Source organism: Acinetobacter colistiniresistens (assembly GCF_000413935.1).
GTDB lineage: Bacteria > Pseudomonadota > Gammaproteobacteria > Pseudomonadales > Moraxellaceae > Acinetobacter > Acinetobacter colistiniresistens.
Map to the genome: position 1 here is coordinate 758,652 of NZ_KE340380.1, position 18,002 is coordinate 776,653.

The following is an 18,002-nucleotide window of genomic DNA, read 5'->3' on the forward strand; positions in this document are numbered from 1 at the left end:
TGCTCACAAATCATATTTTACAAATATTTTTTCAATCTCGTCTTTTCTAGAAGGCTGTTCTTTCAAGACGTTCTCTAGACCTTGTCGAATATGATACTTAACCGTCTCCTCATCATAATCTCCTTCATTCGGCTCTAAACCCATCATTTCATGTACCCAAGCACAATAAATCGTTGTTCCATCTTCTTGTAACTCAGGAGCTAAACTCCAACCAGGATCACCTCCAACAGGTTCCATTGGATCTTTGCCTATAATGCCTCTCAAATAATATTCTAGGTCTTGCCCTCCTGTTATTCCAAAACCCAAGCACCAAAGCAAAGGCATTAACTCTACTGAAGAGCCCTCTTCATTAATATAACCTATCATTATTTGATTGCTCCAGAAGTAGGATTTATAGGGAAAGCTGATGGAACATAATTAGTCCCTTTATATGAACTAATCGGCACTCTAAAAGTAATCCCATTCACTATTACATGCTGTATTTTATTTCCATTTACCCCATAATTTAAAATCGCTTTTGATGCTGCTTCATTTGCCATTATTGCCATCTGTTTATCACTATACACTTTCGGATCATAAACTGTTTTTGTCTCAATCCTTCCATTTGGTAATTGATATTTAATATCAGTAATGCCTTTTGACACTTGAGTTGGGTTACCAATTACTTTCCCCCCATTACTATTAAGGACATCATAGAAATTATCAGAATTATGTCCACCTGAAATTACTTTCTGGTTTTTACGGCCTGCAACTTCACCATTAATTAAATGTTTTCCTAAAGGTGTATCAACTTGGCTTGTACCAGCTGGAGTATGCCCATCTCTAGGTCGAATAGGAACCTGACCAGCGAAATTCGCCTCTGGCTCATTAGTAACGGGTTCTTTTTTCTTCGTCGCATCAACTTCTGCTACTTTCTCAGTTGTTTTGACCTCACTCTTAACGCCTTGTGATAACTTCCCACCAACTTTACCCAGTAAAACTGCTTCTGCAATTGCAGCAGCTCCGCCTAGGGCATCTTGGCTTAATTGACTGAGCTCTTGCTTTCGATTTGGATTATACGAGTCAATCACTTTCTGACCTTCTTGAGAATTATAATCCCCAAAAAGTTGGTTTTTCCCATCTATTGCCGTACCAACACCGCCAACAACACTCGTTCCTGCAAGTGGTGCACCAATAGCACAACCAACGCCTGAAGTACATAAACCTGCTCCAGCAGCAGCTCCACCGACAGCCGTCACTCCTCCTGTCACGATTTTACCTGCACCTCCAACACGGCTTACACCTTCATCATGGCGTGTTCTAAAATCATTAGCCTTGTCCCATGAACCGTATTCGAATAACCCTGTTGATTTTAAGGCTGTCATTTCTTTGGTATAACTTTTCCCTTGCTCCTCAAATGCTTTTAATTTCACATAATTTGGGTCACTAGTCGGTACACCTGACGAACATTGTACTAAAGCACATGCCGCTGCGTTTAAACGGTCTTGTTCTGCTTTAGTTTTCCCCTCTTTAAGTTGTTTCAGTATCTTCGCTTCATCAACATGCAATTGTCGGTTATTTGAGTCAACATTAATCGCTGTACCAATACTACCAGTAGACAATCCTGTTGATGCACCTACACCTGTCAGTGTCAGCGTACTCACGCCATTTGCAACCAACTTAGCAGTATCCGAACTCATGCCTTTTTCGATTAAGGCATTAGTCACATTATCTTCAAACTGGTTAATCAATGGTGCTGCGGTTGCCACGCCACCTGTTGTCAATGCACCTTCTAAGCTACCTGTACCTAATGCACCTAATGCGGTATGCATTGCAATACGATACGCACCACCTTCATCCCATTTTTTCGCTTCTGCCTCATTTCCTTGAGCTCTCAGCTTCATTGCCTGACTACTTGCGTAATCTGCTACAGCTTTTGGCGCATTTTCTCCAAACTTCTTGGTCACATCCATCTGTAGATTGATTTCTTTCTGAACCTTGTCCTTATCAAACACATTGTTCAGAGCACCACTGTTCTCACGCGCTGTATCCGTCGTAACATCGGTTAAAATCTCAGATTTAATCTGCTCCGCAGTTTTTCCTGTCAGTTGCTGCTGACCTGACTCATTAGTGATGGTGATATTTTTCGTATTCACTCCACTCTTGGTCACACTACTGTCTTTATCACTGTCCAAACCAAAACCAATCGACTTGCTTACACCCACTTGGCTTGAAGCATGCCCGTCAATCTTATTCGGCTTCGACAGCACCGTATCCGGTTGCTTGTCGCCTTTGCTGTTGGTTGCTCCAGCATTGAAGCCAGCACCCACCGAAATACCTTTGGCATCATACTCACTGACATTTCGCAGCTCAGAATGCGTCAATGTTCCCGTGCTGAGGCTGTTTTTATTCTGCGTCTCTGCAAGTTGGGTCGAAGTAATAATTGCACCTTTCAGATCTGTATTGTCTTTGACCTTGATCTGATAACCTTCATCACCTGCAAAAATCCCAGATTGCTCGCTAACCGAAGCATGATTGGCATTGATATTGGATTTACTAAAGCTACCAGATGCATTACCGCCATTCGTGCCAACACTGACTTGTCCTGAAATATTTTGCTGCTTACTCTTATACGTTGCCTTGTCTTGCAAACTCTCAATATTCAGTTCTTTGGCATCGATCTGTACCGCTTTGCCCTGTACCTGACCACCGATAATATTGGTTGCATTACCACTGCTAATCGTGGTCTGACTATCTTTAGAACCGACATGGCTATTGACATAGCTAGTTGATTCGCCATTGCCTTTACCCTTACCCAGATTTCCTCCAGCAGTGACACCAAAGCCTGTTTGGTTACTAACAGTCACACCCGCATTCCAGCCCGCACTCTTGTTGCCAGATTCTTCCTTGCTGTTTTGTTCAGCCGCTTTGATATTCACATCTTGATCGGCCGCCAAATGTGTACCCTTCAAGCCCATCACATCAGAACCAATAATATTGATATTGGAATCTTTGCCTGCGCCTGTAGCCACAATATTGGTTTTGCCGCCCGCTGAAACCGTACTCTGACTCGCGGTAGTGCTTTCCGAACGGTTAAACTCGGTATTCTTTTGCTGACCGTAGGTCAGGCTCACACCCACTTCTACCTTACCTGCATTGTTGAGATCACTCGCAACATCAGCCAATTGTTTCAGTGACTGGCCAGCCTTATAGCTGTCAAATCCAGCATTGGCTGCGGCCATCGCATTGACCCGATCATTTTTGCTTTGCCCGACCTGCTTACCACTCTCCAGTGCTGTTTGAACGTTGGAGACCACAGGTACATTCACAGCAAGGGTTAAGCCTTTTTGTTCCATCTCATGTTTATACTGACTGGTACTTTTTTCCTTAGCCGCTTCAATCGTGACTTGCTGCGCCAAGATATTGACATCACCCTGTTGGGAAGAAACGGTACTGCCTGTTTGCTGATAGTTTTTACCGGCCACAATATTGGTGTTGCCGTTTAGACTACCGACCATTGAACCACTGTTGGTATGTTGGGTTTGCTCCTGCTCTGTTTTTTCTTTTTTAGAGCCGATACTCACTCCCAGACCGCCACTCGACATCAAACCAGATTTCTTGGTTTGGGTATTATTGATGTTGAGATAACTATTTTCAGCTCCCTTAATCTCAATATTTTCTTTGGCCTGAATCTGAGTCAGTTCATCCGACACCACCTCACTGCCTTGAATCTTGATATTTTTCGCGTCCAGAACAACTTTTTTGCCGTCAATGGTACTCGCGATTGCTTCATCACTCTGAATACGAAGCTGCCCTTGTTCAGTTGAACGGCTTAATACGCCCTTGCTTTCTATTTTATAGCCCTGTTCGACATCGGATCGATTACGGCCCTCAACAATATCCAGTTGTTGCTGTGCGGATAAAATACTTGATCCTTGTTCACTTGAAATCTGTGAACCTTTCACCTGAATGTTCTCAGCCTGTAAACGGGTATCGCCTTGACTCTTAATTACAGAGCCGATATCTCGCTGTTTTTTATCAAAGTTATAATTATCTGCATCGGCATAACCGTGGTTATTGAGCTCAGTCTGAATCGTACCGATATTCAAATTGCCCTGCGTTTTAATTAAGCTTGAACCATTTTCATTAATAATCTCAGCGCCTTTAATCGTTGCATCACCACCGACACGAACCGAGATCGAAGTTTTGAGGTTTTCTGAATCAATTGTTTTAATCTCTGAAGGTGCTTTGGTGTAGATCCCCGCCACACGATCAATACCGGTACGGGTAAATACGCTTTCCCCAATCTTGTTTTCACTGCTTTGGGTTGAACTGCTTAAGTTGAGATTATTCCCCACATTTAAGTCAACCTTGTCCTGAGCATGGATTTGCCCACCAATAATATTGAGATCTTTTTTAGTGGTTAATCCAACTTGGTTGGCTTGGATGCGACCATTTAGTACATCAATATTTTCAGCATTTAAAACAACTGCTTGACGCCCAGCTATAGTCCCTGAGTTAATCACATTGTCTTTAACATCCAACTGAATCGAATCCGCTGAAATCAGCGTACCATCGCCTCTCAGATCACCGACACGTGCTTTCACATACACCTGTGGAACAAGGGCTTTGGTGCTGCTTCCATCTGCTAAAATAATGGTCTTTTCTTCAAGCCAGACAATATCACTGGTGAGCTGAGCAATCTGTTCAGGAGTTAAAGCAATCCCTGGTTTTAATTTGTACTGCTTCGCAAATGATGTACCATTATTCATCAAGGCCTTATATTGATCTTCATCTGAACCATAGCCATCAAGGAAACGTCGGCCCGTTAATTTTGCAACCTGATCTTGCACCAAACGCTGTTCATAATAACCGTCACCCAGACGTTTTTGCTGTAATGCAGGGTCTAAACCGAGCGCTTTAATCATATGGTCTGACGAAAGCCATTGCTTATAATTGGTAAAGGCTGGGTCTGTTTCAACCAAATGTTGAGCTTGGCTATCTTTCGTTGTAATCAACAAGGCATTGCTAGGTAAACGAATATGATCTTGTGTAATGGTTCTTACCGTTACGTCATCCGATTGATGAATCGCGGATGCATCTTTTTTCACTCCATCTAATTGAGTACTTTTAACCTCATCAACATTTTGTTGCTGTCCACCCTCAAGCTCTGCTTTGCTGTCAACATTTAATGCATTCAGTCCATCAGGTTTCTTGATCGTCACGTCAAGGTCTGAAGTGACTTGACCTGCCTTGACATCAATCTGCTGGTTTTGGCTATGTTGATTGTCTCGTTGCGCTTGATGTCCAGTTTGTGCCTGATCAACGTGTTGCTGGATGGATTGCTGTTTAATATTCTCAGCTGGATTCATCGATGTATTCAGCGTATGTTCTTTCACTTCACTTAAACTAATATCTTGAGTTTGAATGATATCTGCTGGACGATACTGAACGTCTGGGCCCCAAGCATGCTTATGTTTAGCCTTTATTCCACTTTTCGATTTAACTGTATGCCAGCGACTCGTGCCACTTTCAACTCGTTCAATATTACGTAACTGGGTACTTTCATTCGTGATTGAGCCCACGCCATTTTTAATCGACTGACCAACGAGTACCTGACTATCTTTATTTAAGAAATTCGCATCTGGTGCAAAGCTTAAATTACCTCCAGCAATAATTTGTCCTGGACTGGTAGATTTCACCACATCCTCATGATGTGCTTTAACGTAATCGTATTTAGTCCAATCCTCTCCAATTTCAAGGGTTGCAGGCCCACCCTCAACAACAGGAACGAATAAAACTGCATTACTCAAACCACGCTTGGTTTTTCCTAGACGAATATCTTTTTCATTCCACATCTGTCCATCTTTGCCATATTCAATGACACGTTCTCGGCTTTTTTCAACGAGCTCAATCACCAAGTTTTCATTCACATTCTGGATGTTCTTTGCACCCAAATGCATATCACCTAGAGATTCAATGACCGCACTGCCATTGTAAATTTTATCTGCGCTACCTTGTGCTTTTAGGTTACTGTCTAGGCTGCCACCAATATTTAAATTACCAGCACTGAAAATCCAGGCATTGTCTCGCCCATTGTCCTTGACCTCTCCACCTGAACGGTTATTCAACGTTCCGATACCAAGATCCATATCTCCACGAGAAGCAATAACTGCGCCTGTACCTGCAAGATTACTCTGGTTATCTAGCGTATTGGCCTGAATCGCAACATGTGTACCATAAATCCGCGCACCATCATTCCAGACACGATTTGCCTGAATATGGGTCAGGTCACCACCATTAATCAAACCTTGGTTATGTACTGTATTTTGAGCAAGCAAATGCAGTTCATTTGCTGAAATAGTTGCATCTTTCTGGTTATCAATGTCTTGTGCATTCAGAATGATTTTCTGGCCAGCCGTCAACTCAGACCGATTGATAATATTCTTTTCCGTACTTAACTTCAGTAAGCCATTTGCACCGATTTTTCCATCTTGAGTATGGGTAAAATCTTGTTTTAAATCAATTTCAACATTGCCTTCACTGATGATTTTGCCTTGGTTAACCAACTCATTGGCTTGAATATCTAACTGATTTTTTGCCAGTAGCTCACCACCGGTATTATCGATATTTAGACCTTTCTCCGCAGTACCAATACGCAACTGATTTAAACTGCTTATAGTTCCGGCCTGATTTTTCAACTGGGCTTGAATATTCAGTTGCGCCTGATCATTGGCACGAATCATACCAGATTGGTTATCTAAGCGTTGTGCATGAAGCTCAAGATTTTTTGCGTTTAAGCCACCAGCAACCTTGCCATCTTTGGTTTGGCTGTTGATCACGTCATTGGCATGAATTGTCAGCTTTTCACCCGCCGTAATCTGGCTTCCAACCCCACTGTTATCAACCTGATCCACACTTAGATTGAGATTTTTTTGTGCTTGGATTGTTCCTGCATTATTCAGGATTGCTCCACCATTCTGCTGTTGCTGAATGTTTAGATCAGTCTGGCTAATGATTTGACCCGCTTGATTGCCAATATTCTGAGCAGTGATCTGTTGGGTATCCATTGAGGCAATATAGCCCTTCTGGTTTTCAAGTGTCGAAACATTCAGATCAATCGAACCCTGACTGAGAATCCCGCCTTGCTCACCAGAGTTATTGTTCAGCAAGGCTTGCTGATTGGTATTAATTTTAACAGACTGCTCGGCTTGAATCAGACCAGCTTGGTTATCCACAAGCCCTGTAGTTAAATCAACCGTTTTTGCCAGAATCTTACCTTGTTGATTCGTTAGCTGTTGCTGTTGGGTATTAATACTCAACTGATTTTTTGCAGCAATTTGTCCAGTACTGTTATCTAGTCCAAGCGAATTCAGAGTTAAGTTCTGCCCAGCATAAATATCACCTTGCTGGTTAATCAGCTGCCCTTGTGCATGGACATTCAGATCTGCATTTTCCGAACGAAGTGTGCCTTCCTGATTATTCAATGCGCCAGTTTGAATATCTAGATTCTGCTTGGCTGCCAAGACACCTTTATGATTATCAATGCTGCCTTTCACATTGAGCTGAGCTTGGCCTTCAGCAAAGATCTGTCCCTGCTGGTTTTTAAGCTGTACCGCATCAAGCCCTAAATCTTGCTTGCTGTACACCACGCCTTGCTGGTTGTTGAATTCAGCGGCATTGATCTTGGCATGGCTGCCCGCAAAGATTTCACCCGATTGGTTGTCTAAGCGATTCTGGATATGCAGATCCAGCTGATTTTGTTCAGAACGGATTTTTCCTGCATTATTATTCAATGCACCTGCATTTACTTGAAGCTGCTGATTCGCAACAACAGTTCCTGATTGGTTATTCAGTTGCTCGCTTATCGTAAGATTCTGCTGCGCTTTGGCGTATAGCACACCTTCGGTATTATCAATCTGCTGCGCATCAACCTGAAGCGATTGACCCGCTACCACCTTACCTTTTTGATTCTGAATATTCTTGGCTTTGATCTCAAGATTCTTGGCTGCAGAAATCTCACCCGAAAAATTATTTAGATCATTTTGGACATTGAGCGTTAACTGGTCTTGCTGGGAACGGATTTGTCCTGCTTCATTGTTGATCGTGCCTGCCTGTAAATCAGCTTGTTTCTCTGCGGCAATGGTTCCTTTTTGATTGTTTAACGATTCGGTGGCTGTCAGCTCCAGCTGTTCAGCTGCATAAACAACACCCTCAGTATTATCTAAGCTCTTGAGCTGTAATTTGCTCGATCCACCCGCTTGTATTTTGCCTTGTTTGGAACTGACATGCTGTGCAGTTAGGTTTAGATTTTTAGCGGCTGCAATTAAGCCAGTATCGTTTTCAACATCTTGGTTGATCGTTAAATTCAGATCGGCATTTTCTGAACGGATTTGCCCTGCATGATTCAAGAGTTGGTTGGAGGTCAGATTCAGCGCTTGCTCGGCTGCAATCACCCCAGCACTGTTATCCGTAGTCCCTGCGACATGAAGATCCAACTGTTTTTTGGCGTAAATGGTTCCAGATTGGTTATTCAATTGTGCAGCATTCAACACGGCGTCCGAACCTGCAATCAGTTTCCCAGCCCGATTATCTAACTGCGCTGTATTCAGTTGTAAAGCCTGCGCTGACTGTATGGTTCCAGCCTGATTGTTGAGCGAACCTGCCACATTCAGGTTCACACTCGCTTGTCCAGATTGAATCTGCCCTTTTTGGTTATTTAAATCTTGTGCCTTTAACGCTAATGCCTGTTGTGAAGCAATTAAACCCTGCTGATTATTTAGCCCTTGCTTGACCTCAATATTGAGCTTTTTATCGGCATAAATCGTCCCTGACTCATTATTCAGATCAGTTACACTTAGATCCAACTGGCCATTACTCAGTATTTTCCCAGTCTGATTATTCAGGCTTTGTGCCTTGATGCTGCTATTGCCAGCGGCACTGATCTCACCTTCACGGTTATTCAGTTCTTTATTGACTGTTAATTGAAGTGAGCCATCTTCGGCTGTTTGCAGCATTTGGCCTTTTTGATGGCTCAAACTATCGGCACGCAGTTCAATACTTTTAACTGAGGTGGTCGCACGGTCGAGATTGGCCGAACCCAGTTCAAGCTGCATATTGCCATTGCTTTGAATCTTGCCTTGCTGGCCTTGTAAATCTTGTGCAGTAATCTTGAGCTGCTGATCTCCCGCATGCAGGATTGCACCGTCTATCGAGCTCAAATTCTTGGTCTTGATTTCGGTATGGGCAGCATTACTGATAATTTTCCCTGCATTGTTATCAATACGGTCTGCAATATTCAGGGCAAAATCACCTGTACCCGTATGCTGGATCAAGCCTTTATTGTTATTGAGTTTTTGGGTATCGAGTTGGATATCCGTTGCGCTGTATTGTCCTTCCTCATTTTCAATACTTTGGCTGGCTTTTAGATTTAACTGTTGCTCGGCAATGAATTTAGCACGATTGGTCTTTAACGCTGTTGTCTCAACCTGAATCTTCTTGGCTTGCGCTCCACTATCACTCAGATCGGCGGTATTGCTAGCCTTGACTGAGGCATGTGCACCAGCCAATAATTTGCCTGCAATTTGTACATCTTGTGCCGTGATCTCAAGTGTGGCCGCATCGTTATTGAGCTTACCATCAGCACTCAGACCTGCTGCCCAAACACTATCGGCATTGCTCTGAATCTGCTCGGCTTGAACCTTAATCTGATTTTGTGTTGCCAGCTGCCCATGCTGCTGTAACTGACTGACATGCAACTGTGCCGAGTCCCCCGCGTATATTTGCCCTGTATTTTTCAATTGCTGGCTTTGAATGTTCAGATTTTTCGCAGCAATGATATTGCCCGCTGTATCTTTACTGATGCCATTCTCAATTTGCGTGGCTTTTAGCACTAAATCTTTGCTTTGGCTTTGAAGCATGCCGCTTTGGTTATTGATCTGCTGCGATTCAATACTTAACTGCTGCCCTGAAATTTGCCCCGCGCTGTTATCCAGTCGATCCGCCTTGATTGCAACATCTTGCTTGGTCGATGCAATTACACCTTTCTGGTTATTCAGTTGCTCCGTTTGCAACTCGACATTGCTTACAGCAAGCAATTTCCCTTCTTGGTTATTGATATTCTTGCTGTCAATCTTCAGTGCCTGTTGACTCTGAATACTGCCCGCTTGGTTATTTAACTGTTGTGAGCGAATATCCAAGGCCTGAACAGCGTTTAACTGGCCTTGCTGGTTATTGACCTTGCTGGCTTGAATATCAATCTGGTTGGCAGAGAGCTTACCGCCTTGGTTTTCAAATTCCTGCCCCGCAAATTTCAATTCAGGCAGTTGTAACTCCCCACCGGTATTGTTGATCTTGTCCCGAACCATCAGTGTCAGATCATTGTTATTGCTGATCTTACCGCTTTGGTTGTTGAGCTGATTTTCAACCTGAATCACGCCATCGGCAAAGGTTTTCGGCTGCACATCGGTCGGTGCAACCACCTCAACCTTGCTGGCATCCTGTGCACTGCTGTTTTGTCCCGGATTTTTAACAGTTGGCGGTGCTGTATTATTGTCTGAACCACTATTGCCATTTGAACTGTCTGCGACAGCCCGACCAATCCGACCTTGCTGGTTGTCTAGACTGTTGGCGCTGAGTTTGAGCTTTGACCCACCGACCTGTTCAATTTGGCCTTTCTCATTGCTGAGGTTTTTTGCAGTTAAATCAATACGGCCTGCATTGATGACCCCTTGATTGTTATTGATATTGCCTTTGGCATCGAGCTTGACTTCATCCATACTGGCAATCAGACCTGCATTACTGATGTCTGTTGCCTGCAACTGAATTTTATTGTTGGTACTACTAATATTGCCAGTATTGCTAATATTTTGTGCCTTAAGCTCGATTTGATCTTTGGCGGCGACAATATTGCCTTGGTTGATCAAATCCCCATTGGCATTGAGCTTTAGAATTGACTCCGTACTACTGATCGAACCCGCATTACGTACTCCGAGTCCTTGTTCAGTCCCCACCAAGAAAATCTTGCCTGCGTACATCCCCCCCAGTTTTCCAACATCTAGTGCAAAACCGGACGGCTTGCTAGATGCACCACTGCCATTTGGGTTTGGGGTGTATTGTGGTATGGTCTGGTCTTTGACCTGAATATCATTTTGCCCCAGTACCACATTGAGCTCTTTGGCATATAAGCCTGCATTGACCTTCAATGCCTGCGCATAGATGTCGGTAAACGGCGTCAAGCTGCCATTCAAGCCTTTACCCTCAATGGTCACCTGTCCCTCACGAACACGGAAGGATTCAAGATAGCCCTGATTCATCACCGCTTGGCCCGTGGTTAAGGTAAAGCGATCGGCATTGATCACGCCACAACCATCACACACCAAACCAGCAGGGTTGGCAATCACCACCTGTGCCGACTTGCCTGCAACTTCAAGGTAGCCTCTGAGCTGACTGGGGTTGCTGCTATTCACTTCATTGAGAATAACTTTAGCTTCACCCCGTGCAAGGTTACTATTGCCCTGTACCCAACCGCCAATCTGGGTTTGGGTATTATTCCGTGCATTGTTTAAGATCGCACCTTCTTGGCCGACGTCAAATTGCTTATAGGTATTCCGCGATACACCACCTGCACTCGGGGTCTGGATATTAACCTGTACCGTACCATTGGCAGAATTGAGAATTTGCGGTTGTTGATTATTGGGTGCCGAACGGTCTGCAATAATCTGGGTATTGGCAATACTGCTTAATGGCATAGTATAGACTACTGCGCCCAGTATACTGATCACGGCGAAATTCAGAGGATTCAGTTTCTTATAAGTATGGACAGCCGATGTCTCAATGGCATCTGTTACCGTGGAACCACTTTGTCCCGCTGTTTTGGTTCGGCTTTTTACAATTTCAGCAACCGCTATAAACATGCCACGTGCTTGGCTAAAAATAACGCGATATCGATTCTTATTCATACCTAAAATACCCAATCTTTATTTATTTAATTAATTCAAAAAAAAACAACCAAAAGTGCGGACTAGTACATCCAGTTCACACTAAAACCCGTAGTGAAATCATCGGTTTTAAAATATTCTGGCTTTTTCAATGGCGCACCGACAAATGCGTCATAGCTGACCGACTTAAATACCTGTCCACGTAAGCCCACAACCGCACCCAGCAAACTGGTGCCAACCAATGGATTTGGATAATGTGCAGTGGTTCCGCCCACCTCACCATAATCAATGCCGCTGTACCATTGCATCGGAAGTTTCGCAATCGAGCCACTCAGTTCATTGCGAACCAAGAAGCCATTATCGGCCATCAAGGTCTGCTCACCATCGTAACCACGCACGGTATAACGATTACCGATCGAGAAGCGGTCTTGGGGAGTCAATGCTTTTTTACTGTTTTGCATCCGCCATTCCGCAAGATACTGTAAGTTCTGTTGCCCGACTCGAAATGGCACTTGTAAACTGGCATTGGCCTGTAAAATACCAACATGCGTATAGGCTTCACCAAACTCTTCTTCTGGGGCACGCATGGCATTAAATGCACCTGTACCGCGTTTATAAGTCACATTCCCTGTCAGCGTGGCATTGGAGAGATATTCACTATGATCTAAACTGGCTTTCCAGCCCGCCGTTTTTCGACGCTGTACTTCGACTTCAACATCATTGATAAAGTTCTGTGATTCTCGATACCAGCCACCCACACTGGCAGAGGTCTTGCGTTTGGCGTCACGGTACAATACCCGCGATAGATCAAGACCAATCAGTTTGCTTTTACCGCTATAGTTATAGCTCTCACTAGCACCAGCGACCGTCTGGTTATAATTGGATTGACTATAGCTGGTACTGAGTAACCAATATTGATAAGGAATACTATAACTGAGGTAGAAACCATCGGTACCCCGTTTACCAGAATCACCGCCCCCCAAGTCATGGTTATAACTGCCATAGAACAGGTCATTGGCAGTCAACAGGTTATCAAGAGATAAAGTTGCAGTCCCTTGATATTTACCGGTTGAATCTGATCCTGCATCATCAACGCCCAAATGTAGACGATAAGGTTTGGATTGCTGCCAAGCCAACTCCAGATCACTATAGCCTGGCTCAGTTCGTTGCTCGGAAGGCTTAATCTTGAAATCGGCCTCGACGGTAGGCACACGCTTAAAATTTTCCAAACCTTGCTCAATATCACGAACATTCAGGATATCGCCTGATTTCACTGGTAAGGCATTGAATTTATGCGCGCGTTTTGAAGTGCCTTCGATGAACTGAACTTGGTCGACCTTACCCGCAATCACCTTAAGCTGGATTGTACCTGAAGCAATATTCTGCTGCGGCAATAGCATGCGTGTCGTGACATAACCGTGACTAATCAAGCTGTTTTGAATCAGATCTAGTGCCTGATTGAGTCCTTGTACCCCAATACAGCGTCCAATCAGATTATATTGGCCTTGGGTAACCGGACGCATTGCAAAAGTAAATTGACGCGCATCCTCACCAATTAACACAAATTTTTTAATTTCAAAACAGACATCTTCACTATTCGATTTCAAATATTGTAGTTGAGGTTGTGTCTGTAATTGTGTTTCCAATCCTGTTTGCACGGATGGCTCAGGTTGTAATTGCTTTTGTAAGGCCTCATCACGTTGTTGCTGACGCTGGATCGCATCTGCCTCTATCGCACTACGTGACGGCGGTTCAGCCGCATAAATAGATGTACCAAGTAAACTTAACATAATGAATATTTGGTTTTTTTTGATTTTTTTTAAGTTCATATCAAACAAATAGTAAGAAATTTCAGGTGAATTATTACCAATTGATTACGCTCTGTAAATAAAAAAATGGTTTTTTCTCTTTTTTTTCAATTTAAGTGATGGATTTAACAATAACTGCGTTTCATTATGAAAAGTCAGCAATCTATAAAACATTAAAAAATGTATTATTAATTTTTGCGATCATTTAAAAAATAGATTTCTGAACAAAATGACATGTTCGTTGATCCAGCTTATAAGAGAATAATTCTCAAGTCTAACAATTCGTTACTTGTGGTTATGCCTGCTTCTTGGCATCGTTTGTCAGTTGCTTCATTATAGGAATCTCCTGCCTATGGCTAGTCCAGCACAAGCTATAAGACATAAATTACTTAATACTTTTTTTTCCAGACATTCCGTTTGGTTTCTTTGTATTTTTACCGCTTTAAGTATTACTTGGTTTAAATTTACCTATACCCCTCATACAATTTACTATTTTATATCCGATACGCTTTTAAACGGTCTGTGGTTAGTAACGGGTTTACTCAGTATTGTTGGCTTACGTGACCTACTCCAAAAGAAGCATGCGATCTTAAGAAACTATCCAATTCTTGGACATTTCCGCTTTCTGTTTGAAGATGTTCGCCCTGAGATTCGTCAATATTTTATTGAATCAGATCAGGATGCCCTGCCTTTTTCACGGATGCAACGTAGTCTGGTCTATCAGCGCGCTAAGAATGAAAATGCAGATAAACCTTTTGGCTCAATCATTGATGTCTATGATCCGAATTATCGCTTTATTGTACATTCCATTGCGCCTTGTCCACCTGCAAATCCAGAATCATTCCGCGTCACGGTGGGTAATGCACAATGTAGCCAGCCCTATAGTTCATCGATTATGAATATTTCGGCGATGAGCTTTGGTAGTTTGAGTGCAAATGCCATTCGTGCACTGAATAAAGGTGCACATTTAGGCAACTTCTATCACGACACCGGTGAAGGCAGCCTAAGTCCCTACCATCTAGAGCATGGTGGAGATATTGTCTGGCAAATTGCCAGCGGTTATTTTGGCTGTCGTACCCCTGAAGGTTTATTTGACCCAGATAAGTTTGCACAGCAAGCCAAGAACCCCAATATTAAAATGATTGAGGTAAAACTCTCTCAAGGGGCAAAACCAGGACACGGCGGTATTTTACCAAAACATAAAATTACTGAAGAAATTGCACGTATTCGTGGTATTTCCAGAGATCATGACTGTGTTTCGCCATCCAAACATCCAAGTTTCAACACTCCAATTGAAATGATGCATTTCATTCAGAAGCTTAGAGAATTGTCAGGTGGCAAACCTGTCGGTTTTAAGCTGTGTATTGGACAACCGTGGCAATTCATGAGCATTGTCAAGGCCATGTTAGAAACCAAAATTGTGCCCGACTTCGTGGTGGTGGATGGTTCGGAGGGTGGTACGGGTGCGGCACCAATCGAGTTTAGTGACTATATAGGTACGCCACTCAGAGAAGGCTTACGTTTTGTCCACAACACTTTAGTGGGTGCTGGTCTACGCGACCAAGTGAAAATCGGTGCCAGTGGTAAAATGATCAGCGCCTTTGATATTGCCAGTACCTTTGCCCTAGGTGCAGACTGGGTCAATTCTGCGCGTGGTTTTATGTTTGCAGTCGGATGTATTCAGGCGCAAAGCTGCCATACCAACCAATGCCCTGTCGGCATTGCCACTCAGGATAAAGATCGCCAGAAAGCCATCGACGTGCCAAGTAAAGCTGAACGAGTGTTTAACTTCCATAAAAACACTCTGCATGCTCTATCAGAAATGATTGCTGCGGCAGGTCTGAATCACCCATCGGACATTAAAGCACACCATTTGGCACAACGCATGAATGACCGTGAAATCAAAAATTATGCACAGATCCATTTCTTCTTGAAAGAAAATGAATTGCTGCATAGTGATTTAAATGATGAAGACAATTTCTACTATCGTATGTGGAAAATGGCAGACGCAAATCAATTCTAAAAAGCCCCAAAAAAGCCACCCTATGGTGGCTTTTTTTACAGCTTAAAATCATAAATAGTAGACAAAAAACGATTAAATAAAATTAATAATAATGATGATTTGGTTTGGCATGCAAGAAAGCTGGGATCAATCCCGTGAGCGCTGCACGAATATCTGCACGTTCATTAATCAACTGATGTGACCCTTCTTCCAGCATCAATAAGGTCTGCAATCTAAACTTACGGCGGATATATTCAATGTTATAACGCCAATCCACAGTTTGGTCCAAAGCCCCCTGCGCTAACCAGACTGGAATACGACAGGCTGGTCGTTGCTCCATTTCCAGCATCCATTTTGACATCGCCAGAATCCAGTCCATCCCCATCATGCGAGGCTGTAGAGGATCTTTTAAGCGGACAAAACGTAAAAATTCAGGGTTATGATTATTACGGCGGAAATGTCGTGGTACTTGGCTTTTGATTCGACGGATAATACCGAGCCCAACAGAGTTATGCCACCATGCCGTTTTCGCAGGTCGAATCAATGGCGATAATAATAACACTCGATCAACAATCGGATCTTCGCGGCGTTCGGCATACTCAAGTAAATGGTGCATCCAAATGGCACCACCTGTACTTTGCCCAATCCCTAACCATGGCTTAGGTAATTGTTTCGCACCACGTACGCGATCATAAACAGCATGTAAAACTTGCTGATAATGATCAAAGTTCTGGATACTGGCCGGTGAACCATTACTGAGCCCATGACCGGGAAGATCATAGGTGAGCACACTAAAACCTTGATCAAGAATTTCTTTGATAATGGGTTGATAAATGCCACTATGTTCCAGATAACCATGAAGTAAACACACGGTCCCCTGTATTTTTTGTTGTTTCGGCTGAAATACCTGCACATGTAAGCGGAACAGAGGCATTTCCACATAGCCCTGCCAATGTTCACCATCCAGTAAATGTAAACCGTATAACTTACGGTACGCCTGTAATGGTTTTGAGATTTCAGTGACGCTGGATAAATCCAGAGGTTCAAGTACCTGTGGGGTCGTCTCACGATTCGGAACGGGTAAATCCAGTTGTTTTAGAATTGTCGGATTTAAAAATGGAATATCGGACATTAGGGTATCTCTCGACAATCACTTGAGCCAAATAACATATCACGAATTGTTGCGAGCATTTCATAGTTGGCACGGCGGCTATGGTCATAGTTTTGCTCACTCGGACGCCACTGGGTGAGCGTTGTAGGCATTGGTGCAATCACAGGCACCGTTTCAATCCCATTTAAGGCAAATAAACGTCGTGTACGCGGCATGTGATATTCATCCGTAATCAGAATCACTGTAGGTGCACCACCTTTCTTTTGCAGCAATAAAGAACTGAATCTCGAATTTTCACAAGTATTCATACTCCGATTTTCAAGCAGCTTTGCATCCACGCCACGTTCTTTTAACCAAGCCTGCATATAGGGCGCCTCAACTCCACTGAGTACAATCGGTAAAGCGTATTTTTTCTCTACTTGCAAGGTTTTTTCCAAGCGTAAACGGGTGTAGTTATTCACTACAATATCTTTACCATTCGCGCCAAGCGTAAGTCCACCGCCCAACACCACTATCGCATTCGGTTGCGACAGACTTTGCTGCTCAACCACGTTCTCTTTACTATTTTTCAGTTCAATTAAATCTTTATTGGTCTGATCTTTGTTCTCTTCATTGACCGGCAATGCAATTGGATAAGTCTCTAAGAATGCAATATATTTACCCATGAGTGCCTGATTATCGGGTGTATTCCACTGTAGAAAATCCAGTGGTGTGTTAATCACAACCGCCGAACTTTCCTGATCTTGTACAGGTTTCTGATCACTCATCAGTGGAATATTCGTCTGTTTTTTCTGATCCTGTGTCTCTTTGTCCTGTTCTTCTGCAATCAACTCTTGCAGTAACTTATAACGTGCCTGAATCAATCTTAAATCTTCTGATTTTTCAAATTGAAGCGCTTTTTCCATCAGCTTCAGATAGGCCTGTCGGGCAATCCATAAATTAGAACCCGGTTCCAAGGTTTCATGCTCGCTTAAAGCAGCAGGTCGCTGGCTTTGTGCTGCAACTTCATTGACATCAACAGGAACAAAACGATTCAGTCCTTTAACAACCAACTGTGAGTAAAAGGGCGAGTATAAAAAAAGCACAAAACAGCCCAATAGCACGAATAATATAGTAATTACCCGTACTAAACTGACCATCCAATGCATTTTCGCCATAAATTT

General features: G+C 43.2%; 6 protein-coding genes. 1 reads left to right on the forward strand and 5 read right to left on the reverse strand.

Annotated features, from left to right (window positions below; genetic code table 11):
- Positions 1–3 precede the first annotated feature (3 nt).
- The 3 genes from F907_RS06565 to F907_RS06555 all read right to left on the reverse strand — a co-directional run bounded on the left by F907_RS06565 (position 4) and on the right by F907_RS06555 (position 13,708).
- Positions 4–366, reverse strand: a complete 363-nt coding sequence (locus tag F907_RS06565; RefSeq protein WP_016652568.1) for a hypothetical protein — start codon at positions 364–366, stop codon at positions 4–6.
- Positions 366–11,939: a two-partner secretion domain-containing protein gene (locus F907_RS06560; RefSeq protein ID WP_016652569.1), complete on the reverse strand. Its 11,574-nt coding sequence runs from the start codon at positions 11,937–11,939 to the stop codon at positions 366–368. Before F907_RS06560 ends, F907_RS06565 begins: the two co-directional genes overlap by 1 nt.
- A gap of 62 nt (positions 11,940–12,001) precedes the next feature.
- On the reverse strand, positions 12,002–13,708 hold the full coding sequence (locus F907_RS06555; protein WP_016652570.1) for a ShlB/FhaC/HecB family hemolysin secretion/activation protein: 1,707 nt from the start codon (positions 13,706–13,708) through the stop codon (positions 12,002–12,004).
- Between the two features lie 370 nt (positions 13,709–14,078).
- On the opposite strand from F907_RS06555, the gene F907_RS06550 reads away from it, so the two are divergent.
- Entirely contained in the window at positions 14,079–15,749 is a 1,671-nt protein-coding gene (locus F907_RS06550) for an FMN-binding glutamate synthase family protein (RefSeq protein WP_016652571.1), read from the forward strand.
- Positions 15,750–15,831: 82 nt separating this feature from the next.
- On the opposite strand, the gene F907_RS06545 is transcribed toward F907_RS06550, so the two are convergent.
- Positions 15,832–16,860: an alpha/beta hydrolase gene (locus F907_RS06545; RefSeq protein WP_016652572.1), complete on the reverse strand. Its 1,029-nt coding sequence runs from the start codon at positions 16,858–16,860 to the stop codon at positions 15,832–15,834.
- Positions 16,860–17,996 (reverse strand): YdcF family protein, encoded by a 1,137-nt coding sequence (locus F907_RS06540; protein ID WP_016652573.1) that lies wholly within the window; start codon positions 17,994–17,996, stop codon positions 16,860–16,862. The genes F907_RS06545 and F907_RS06540 overlap by 1 nt, the downstream gene beginning before the upstream one ends.
- Positions 17,997–18,002 lie beyond the last annotated feature (6 nt).

Excerpts from the sequence above, each read along its gene's own strand:
- F907_RS06555 (WP_016652570.1), bottom strand. The coding sequence starts at position 13,708 with ATGTTAAGTTTACTTGGTACATCTATTTATGCGGCTGAACCGCCGTCA.
- F907_RS06565 (WP_016652568.1), bottom strand. The coding sequence starts at position 366 with ATGATAGGTTATATTAATGAAGAGGGCTCTTCAGTAGAGTTAATGCCT.
- F907_RS06545 (WP_016652572.1), bottom strand. The coding sequence starts at position 16,860 with ATGTCCGATATTCCATTTTTAAATCCGACAATTCTAAAACAACTGGAT.
- F907_RS06550 (WP_016652571.1), top strand. The coding sequence starts at position 14,079 with ATGGCTAGTCCAGCACAAGCTATAAGACATAAATTACTTAATACTTTT.
- F907_RS06540 (WP_016652573.1), bottom strand. The coding sequence starts at position 17,996 with ATGGCGAAAATGCATTGGATGGTCAGTTTAGTACGGGTAATTACTATA.
- F907_RS06560 (WP_016652569.1), bottom strand. The coding sequence starts at position 11,939 with ATGAATAAGAATCGATATCGCGTTATTTTTAGCCAAGCACGTGGCATG.